5 protein-coding genes are annotated in these 6,240 nt (G+C 63.3%); all 5 read left to right on the forward strand.

Going from position 1 to position 6,240, the window contains the following annotated elements; genetic code table 11:
• Positions 1 to 12: 12 nt before the first annotated feature.
• Entirely contained in the window at positions 13 to 864 is an 852-nt protein-coding gene (locus HY30_RS10115) for a TIGR01459 family HAD-type hydrolase (protein ID WP_034739853.1), read from the forward strand.
• Positions 865 to 921: 57 nt separating this feature from the next.
• Positions 922 to 1,353, forward strand: coding sequence for a MaoC family dehydratase (locus tag HY30_RS10120; protein ID WP_034739855.1), 432 nt, complete (start codon positions 922 to 924; stop codon positions 1,351 to 1,353).
• Positions 1,353 to 2,291 carry a riboflavin biosynthesis protein RibF gene (gene ribF / locus HY30_RS10125; RefSeq protein WP_034739857.1) on the forward strand — a complete coding sequence of 313 codons (939 nt, stop codon included), beginning with the start codon at positions 1,353 to 1,355 and terminating at the stop codon, positions 2,289 to 2,291. The genes HY30_RS10120 and ribF overlap by 1 nt, the downstream gene beginning before the upstream one ends.
• Before the next feature lie 68 nt (positions 2,292 to 2,359).
• Positions 2,360 to 2,902, forward strand: coding sequence for a type III secretion system chaperone family protein (locus HY30_RS10130; RefSeq protein WP_034739859.1), 543 nt, complete (start codon positions 2,360 to 2,362; stop codon positions 2,900 to 2,902).
• 206 nt (positions 2,903 to 3,108) lie between these two features.
• Positions 3,109 to 6,087, forward strand: a complete 2,979-nt coding sequence (gene ileS, locus HY30_RS10135) for an isoleucine--tRNA ligase (RefSeq protein ID WP_034739862.1) — start codon at positions 3,109 to 3,111, stop codon at positions 6,085 to 6,087.
• The last annotated feature ends 153 nt before the right edge of the window (positions 6,088 to 6,240 follow it).

A 6,240-nucleotide genomic window follows, 5' to 3' on the forward strand; every position in this document is an offset into this window, starting at 1 on the left:
AGGTCGCGCCGCATGACACAGCTGCGTTTTCCCGAAGGCCTGTCCGCGATTGCGGGCGATTATGACTCGATCCTCTGCGATGTGTGGGGCGTGATCCACAATGGTCGTGCCATCTTTGCCGAGGCCTGCGAGGCCCTCGTTAAGTTCCGCGCGCAGGGCGGCCATGTCTGCCTCATCACCAATGCGCCGGTGCCCAAGGCGCAGGCCATCCGCTATTTCGAGCCCCTCGGCGTGCCCAATGCGGCGTTCGATGACTGCGTTACTTCGGGCGATGCCACGCGCGCCGAACTCAAGCTGCGCAGCGGCCAGTCCGTCTGGCGCCTCGGCGGCGACGAGGGCTGGGAGCATGACCGCTTCCTCTATGAAGGCCTCGACCTCAAATTCGACGACAGCGCCCATGCCGACCTGCTGCTCTGCATCGGCCTGCGCGACATGTACAATGACCAGCCTGAGGAATACCGCGACGAGCTGAAAGAGGGCGTGGATCGCGGCCTGACCATGATCTGCGCCAATCCGGACAAGCAGGTGCGCGTGGGCGGCAAGCTCTACTGGTGCGCCGGCGCTTTGGCCGACATCTACGAGGATCTCGGCGGCACAGTCGTCTATCCCGGCAAGCCGCATGCCGGCATCTATCGTCTCGCGCTGGAGCGCCTCAACGCCCTCGGCCACACGCCGTCGCGCGTGCTCTGCATCGGCGACAGCCCCGCCACCGACATTCGCGGCGCGACACGCCAGGGCTATGACAGCCTCTATGTCGGCACGGGCCTCAAGGAACACGGACCTGACTTCCAGAGCGAAGTCACCGACCTGCTCGCCGACTATGGCGAAAACGCCACTTACGCCATGTCAGGTCTAAGGTGGTGACGTGGGCATCGGCCCCGTGTATCGAACTTCTCGGACAATTATTGGAGATCCGGACGTATGAGTGAATTCACCGGTTTTAAGTATGAAGACCTGGAAATCGGCATGTCGCACGAAACCGTGCACACGATTTCCGAAGCTGACATCCAGCGCTTTGCGGAAGTGTCGGGCGATTACAACCCGCTGCACATGGACGAGGAGTTCGCTTCGAAAACCGTGTTCGGTCGGCGCATTGCCCATGGCGCGCTGACGGCGAGCTACATCTCCGGCATCCTCGGCAACAACCTGCCGGGTCCGGGGGCGATCTTCATCGGCCTCTCCATGCGCTTCAAACGCCCCGTGCACATTGGCGATACGGTCACCGTGCGGGCCGAAGTCGCCGAGAAGCAGGACCGGGGCAACCGGGTGACGCTGAAGGTGGAATGCACGGTTGACGACAAGCGTGTCATCACCGGCGAAGCCGAAGTGGTCGCACCCCGCCGGGAGGCCTGATGGCCATTTTTGCAGATTATCGCGGATTGCCCGCCAGCGCACGCGGTGCCTCCGTGGCGCTGGGCAATTTCGATGGTCTGCATGCCGGGCACCGCGCGGTGATGGAAGCGGCGCGCAAGGCCGGGCAGGGCAAGCTGTCGGTCGCGACCTTCGAGCCGCCGCCGCGCGCCTATTTCCGGCCGAACGACCCGCCTTTCCGTATTCTTCGGCCCGAGCGCCGTAACAGGCTCATCCTCGCCGAGGGGGCCGATACGGTCTTCGAACTCCCCTTCAATGGCGAGATGGCGGCCATGACCGACGAGGCCTTCGTGCGCCAGGTGCTGGTCGAGGGGCTGGGCGTGTCGCACGTCTCGGTCGGCTTCGACTTCCGTTTCGGTCGCGGCCGCATGGGCAATGTGGCGCGCCTGTCGAGCCTTGGCCGGGCCCTAGGCTTTGGTGTTTCCGTGGTCGAGGAAGTGCTTGAACTAGGTGCCAAGGCCTCCTCCACGGCCATCCGTCAGGCCCTGATGGCCGGCGAGCCCGAAGTGGCAGCCGACATCCTTGGCGACTGGTGGATTGCTGACGGCATTGTCGAGGCTGGCGAGAAGACCGGCCGCACATTCGGCTTCCCGACGGCCAATATCCATCTCAACGACCTGATCCATCCGCGCCACGGCGTCTATGCCGTCCGCGCACGTGTCGAGGGCGAGGAGGTGTGGCGCGACGGCGTTGCCAATTTCGGCCGCACGCCCACGACGGGCCTGCGTGATGCGCTGCTGGAAACCTTCATCTTCGATTTCGATCAGGACCTCTATGGCAAGTGGCTGGAGGTGCAGCTGGTGGCCTACCTGCGGCCGGAGCTGAAATTCGACAGTGTCGATGACATGATCGCACAGATGCACAAGGACGCCGCCGAATCGCGCGTTTGCCTGAAAGCGGCGCCATCACTGCCAAATTAGCGCCTGATTTACCCGGATAACTGATACTGATCGGGGAACCTTGAAACCCCTCCGGTGTTGGGATTCATATGCAGAAAGCGCTCCTGTCACTTTGTCTTTGCGCCGCGATGCCGCTGGCAGCGGCCGCGCAGGCGCCGGAAATTGGCGTTCGCGCACGTGACATGGTTGTCGGCTCGGTCGGCACCGGAGACCTGCAGCTGCTGCTGGACGATATGGGCGCCCATTTCACCATGTCAGGCGTCAATGACCGCCAGGCGCCCTATGTCTTCGCCACCAGCAAGGACGGCATGTCGTTCGGCATCTATACGGCCTGCGCCAATGCTGACGGCACGGATTGCCGGGGCATTGAATTCCTTGCCGTTTTCAGATCGGACCGCTCGATTGAAGAGGTCAGCGCCATCGACCAGTCCTATGCGGCTGTCTCTGTCTACAAGTCCGCCCCTGATACGGTGAACGTCTCGCGCTATGTCATCCTCGACCATGGGGTGACCTGGGCGAACCTTCTGGAGAATGGCGCGGTCTTTGAAGTCCTGTGCGAAAAACTGGCGGAAGAACTGTCGGATACGCCCGCGGCACAGGTGGCGGATTCCGCCCATGGTGGCGTCCGATAGTGACATGGCTTTCACCGCCTGCTAGGCGGAAAGCATGGCACGGATACACAGCATTCGAATTAGACGCCCGGCGGCGCACTGACCCGATTTGACGGGGCGGGCGAAGCCGGGAATTCATGCTGCAGAAACCATCCAGAAACCCGTGGTAAAACCATCGGAAACCCGTATCAAACCCCGACGATACCGTAAAAAGCCATATTGATCCCATGACCGATTCCCTGACCGACCGCGATTATCGCGACACGCTGTTCCTGCCGACAACCGAATTTCCGATGCGAGGCGGCCTGCCGCAGCGCGAACCGGAATGGATCAAGCGCTGGGACGAGATGAACCTCTACAAATGGCTGCGCGCGGATGCGAAGTCGCGCGGGGCCAAGCCGTGGATCCTGCACGATGGCCCGCCCTATGCGAACGGCCACATCCACCTCGGCACGGCGATGAACAAGATCGTCAAGGATATCATCGTGCGTTCGCACCAGATGACGGGCCATGACGCGGCCTACCTGCCGGGCTGGGACTGCCACGGCCTGCCCATTGAATGGAAAGTGGAAGAGGAATTCCGGTCGAAGAACCGCGGGAAGGATGACGTGCCGGGCGACGAGTTCCGTGCCGCCTGCCGCGCCTATGCCGAGAAATGGGTCGAGATCCAGGGCAGGGAATTCCGCGCGCTGGGGATCGAGGGCGAGTGGGACAATCCCTACCTCACCATGAAGTTCGAGAGCGAGGCGACCATCGTTGCCGAGTTCCTGCGCATGGCCATGCAGGGCGCCCTCGTGCGCGGCGCCAAGCCGATCATGTGGAGCCCGGTCGAGCGCACCGCCCTCGCCGAAGCCGAAGTGGAATATTACGACCGCAAGGTGCCGGTGATCTGGGTGAAGTTTCCGGTGACGGGCCGTGACGATGACGCAAGCGTTGTCATCTGGACGACCACGCCTTGGACGATCCCGGCCAACCAGGCTGTCTCCTTCAGCCCCGACATAACTTACGGCCTCTACACGGTCGATTCCGTGATGAGCGAGGAAGAGCTGGGCTTTGCGCCTTACGCGAAAGCGGGCGAGAAGCTCATCATCTCCGATGACCTCGCCAAGGCCGTCATGGATGGCGCGAAGGTCAGCGCCTTCACGCGCGTTTCTGATGTCGACCCGACTGGCTGGACGCTGAAGCATCCCCTGTCCGAAATGGACGCGTTCTTTGCGCATCCAATCCCGATGCTCGCGGGCGACCACGTCACCGCCGATGCCGGTACGGGCTTCGTGCACACTGCGCCCGCGCATGGCGAGGATGACTTCAACGTCTGGGTCGAGTCCGGCCGCACGACGCAGGAAATCCGCCAGATCGTTGACGCAGACGGCTGCTACACGCCGGACGTGCCGCGCTTTGGCGGCATGGATATCATCCGCACCAGCGGCAAGAAGCGCGGCGAGCCGGGCAAGGCCAATCAGGAAGTCATCGCGGCCCTCGCCGAGAGCGGCAACCTGCTGGCGCGCGGTATCACCACGATCCGCGATGCCCACTCGTGGCGCTCCAAGGCGCCGGTCATCCGCCGGGCCACGCCGCAATGGTTCATCTCCATGGACAAGCCGGGCCCGAACGGCAAGTCGCTGCGCGAGAATGCCCTCGCCGCCATCGATGCGACCGAATTCTTCCCCGCCGTGGGCCGCAACCGCCTGCGCTCGATGGTCGAAGGCCGGCCTGACTGGCTGATCAGCCGCCAGCGCAACTGGGGCGTGCCGATCACGATCTTCGTCGACAAGAGCGGCCAGCCGCACACGGCAGCATTGCCTGCCGATCAGGCGCAGGCCCTCAACGAAACAATCAAGGCAGCCATCGCGGCCGGCGGCGTCGAAGCCTGGTTCAGCACGCCTAAGGAAGACTTCCTCGGCGCGCACGGTCTGAACGCTGACGACTGGGACAAGGTCACGGACGTTCTCGACGTCTGGTTTGACTCCGGCACGACGCACGCCTTCGCCCTGCGCGAACGCGGCATCATCGACCCCGAAACAGGTCAGGCCGACCTCTACATGGAAGGTTCCGACCAGCACCGTGGCTGGTTCCAGTCCTCGCTTCTGGAATGCTGCGCCACGCGCGGCATGGCGCCTTACAAGCAGGTGCTGACGCACGGCTTCATCGTCGATTCCGAAGGCAAGAAGATGTCGAAATCGATCGGCAACACGATCGAGCCGGAACAGATCGCCAAGCAATACGGCATCGAGATCCTGCGCATCTGGACCGCCAGCGGCGACTATACCGAAGACCTGCGTATCTCCGACGAGATCATCAAGGGCTCGGTCGAATCCTATCGCAAGCTGCGCAACACGGTGCGCTACATGCTCGGCGCGCTGGACGGCTGGACGGACGCAGAGGCCATCGAGGCCCGCAAGATGCCCGGCCTTGAGCGCTGGGTGCTGCATCGCCTGTCGGAACTCGATGAGCAGGTGCGCGCGGCCTATAATGTCTACGACTTCAAGAAGGTGATGAGCCTGCTCATCAATTTCTGCGGCGTGGACCTTTCGGCCGTCTATTTCGACGTGCGCAAGGACAGCCTCTATTGCGATCCGCGTTTCGAGACCGAGGAAGTCTGGGACGGCGACACGGCCAATTTCGGCAATCGCCGCCGCGCGGCCCGCACCGTCATGGCGGCCGTGCTGGAACGCCTGCTGACATGGCTGGCCCCCGTCATGCCGTTCACGATGGAAGAGGCTTTCCTCGAAAGCCACCTGAAGGGCAGCGTGGCTTCGGTTCACCTGCTGCAGTTCCCGGACACGCCGGTCGGCTGGCGCGATGCAGACCTTGCGGCCCGCTGGGAAAAGATATTCACGGTGCGGCGCGTCGTGACAGGCGCGCTGGAAGTGGAACGCCGCGAGAAGCGTATCGGCGCCTCGCTGGAATCCACACCGCGTGTGCTGATTGCCGACGAATCCCTGATCGAGGCCTTCAAGGGCGAGGATGCGGGCGACCTGTTCATCACGTCGGGCGCAGAACTGGTGCATTCATCGACAAGTGAGGGCGGCGGGTTCACGCTCGACGATACGCCGGGCGTGGTTGTGCACCCGGTCAAGGCGAGCGGCGTGAAATGCCGTCGCAGCTGGAAATACTTCGATCCGGCAACCGCTGACCCGGCTTTCCCGGACATCACGCCCCGCGATGCCCTGGCCGTGAAGGCCTGGGACGCAATGCACGACTGATCAGGGGCGGCCCTCACCTCCCATCGCTTTGCGATGGGCCCCTCCTCTCCCAGAGGGAGAGGGGTTTGACGGCTCTGAACCTCTTACCCCCTCTCCCGCTTGCGGGAGAGGACGGGCCTGCTGCCGAAGGCAGGGGGAGGTGAGGGCCCCAAG

This window comes from Hyphomonas chukchiensis, assembly GCF_000682695.1.
GTDB lineage: Bacteria > Pseudomonadota > Alphaproteobacteria > Caulobacterales > Hyphomonadaceae > Hyphomonas > Hyphomonas chukchiensis.

What these genes read in the sequence shown, in the direction of transcription:
- HY30_RS10115 (WP_034739853.1), top strand. Translation starts at nt 13, where the DNA reads ATGACACAGCTGCGTTTTCCCGAAGGCCTGTCCGCGATTGCGGGCGAT.
- HY30_RS10120 (WP_034739855.1), top strand. Translation starts at nt 922, where the DNA reads ATGAGTGAATTCACCGGTTTTAAGTATGAAGACCTGGAAATCGGCATG.
- ribF (WP_034739857.1), top strand. Translation starts at nt 1,353, where the DNA reads ATGGCCATTTTTGCAGATTATCGCGGATTGCCCGCCAGCGCACGCGGT.
- HY30_RS10130 (WP_034739859.1), top strand. Translation starts at nt 2,360, where the DNA reads ATGCAGAAAGCGCTCCTGTCACTTTGTCTTTGCGCCGCGATGCCGCTG.
- ileS (WP_034739862.1), top strand. Translation starts at nt 3,109, where the DNA reads ATGACCGATTCCCTGACCGACCGCGATTATCGCGACACGCTGTTCCTG.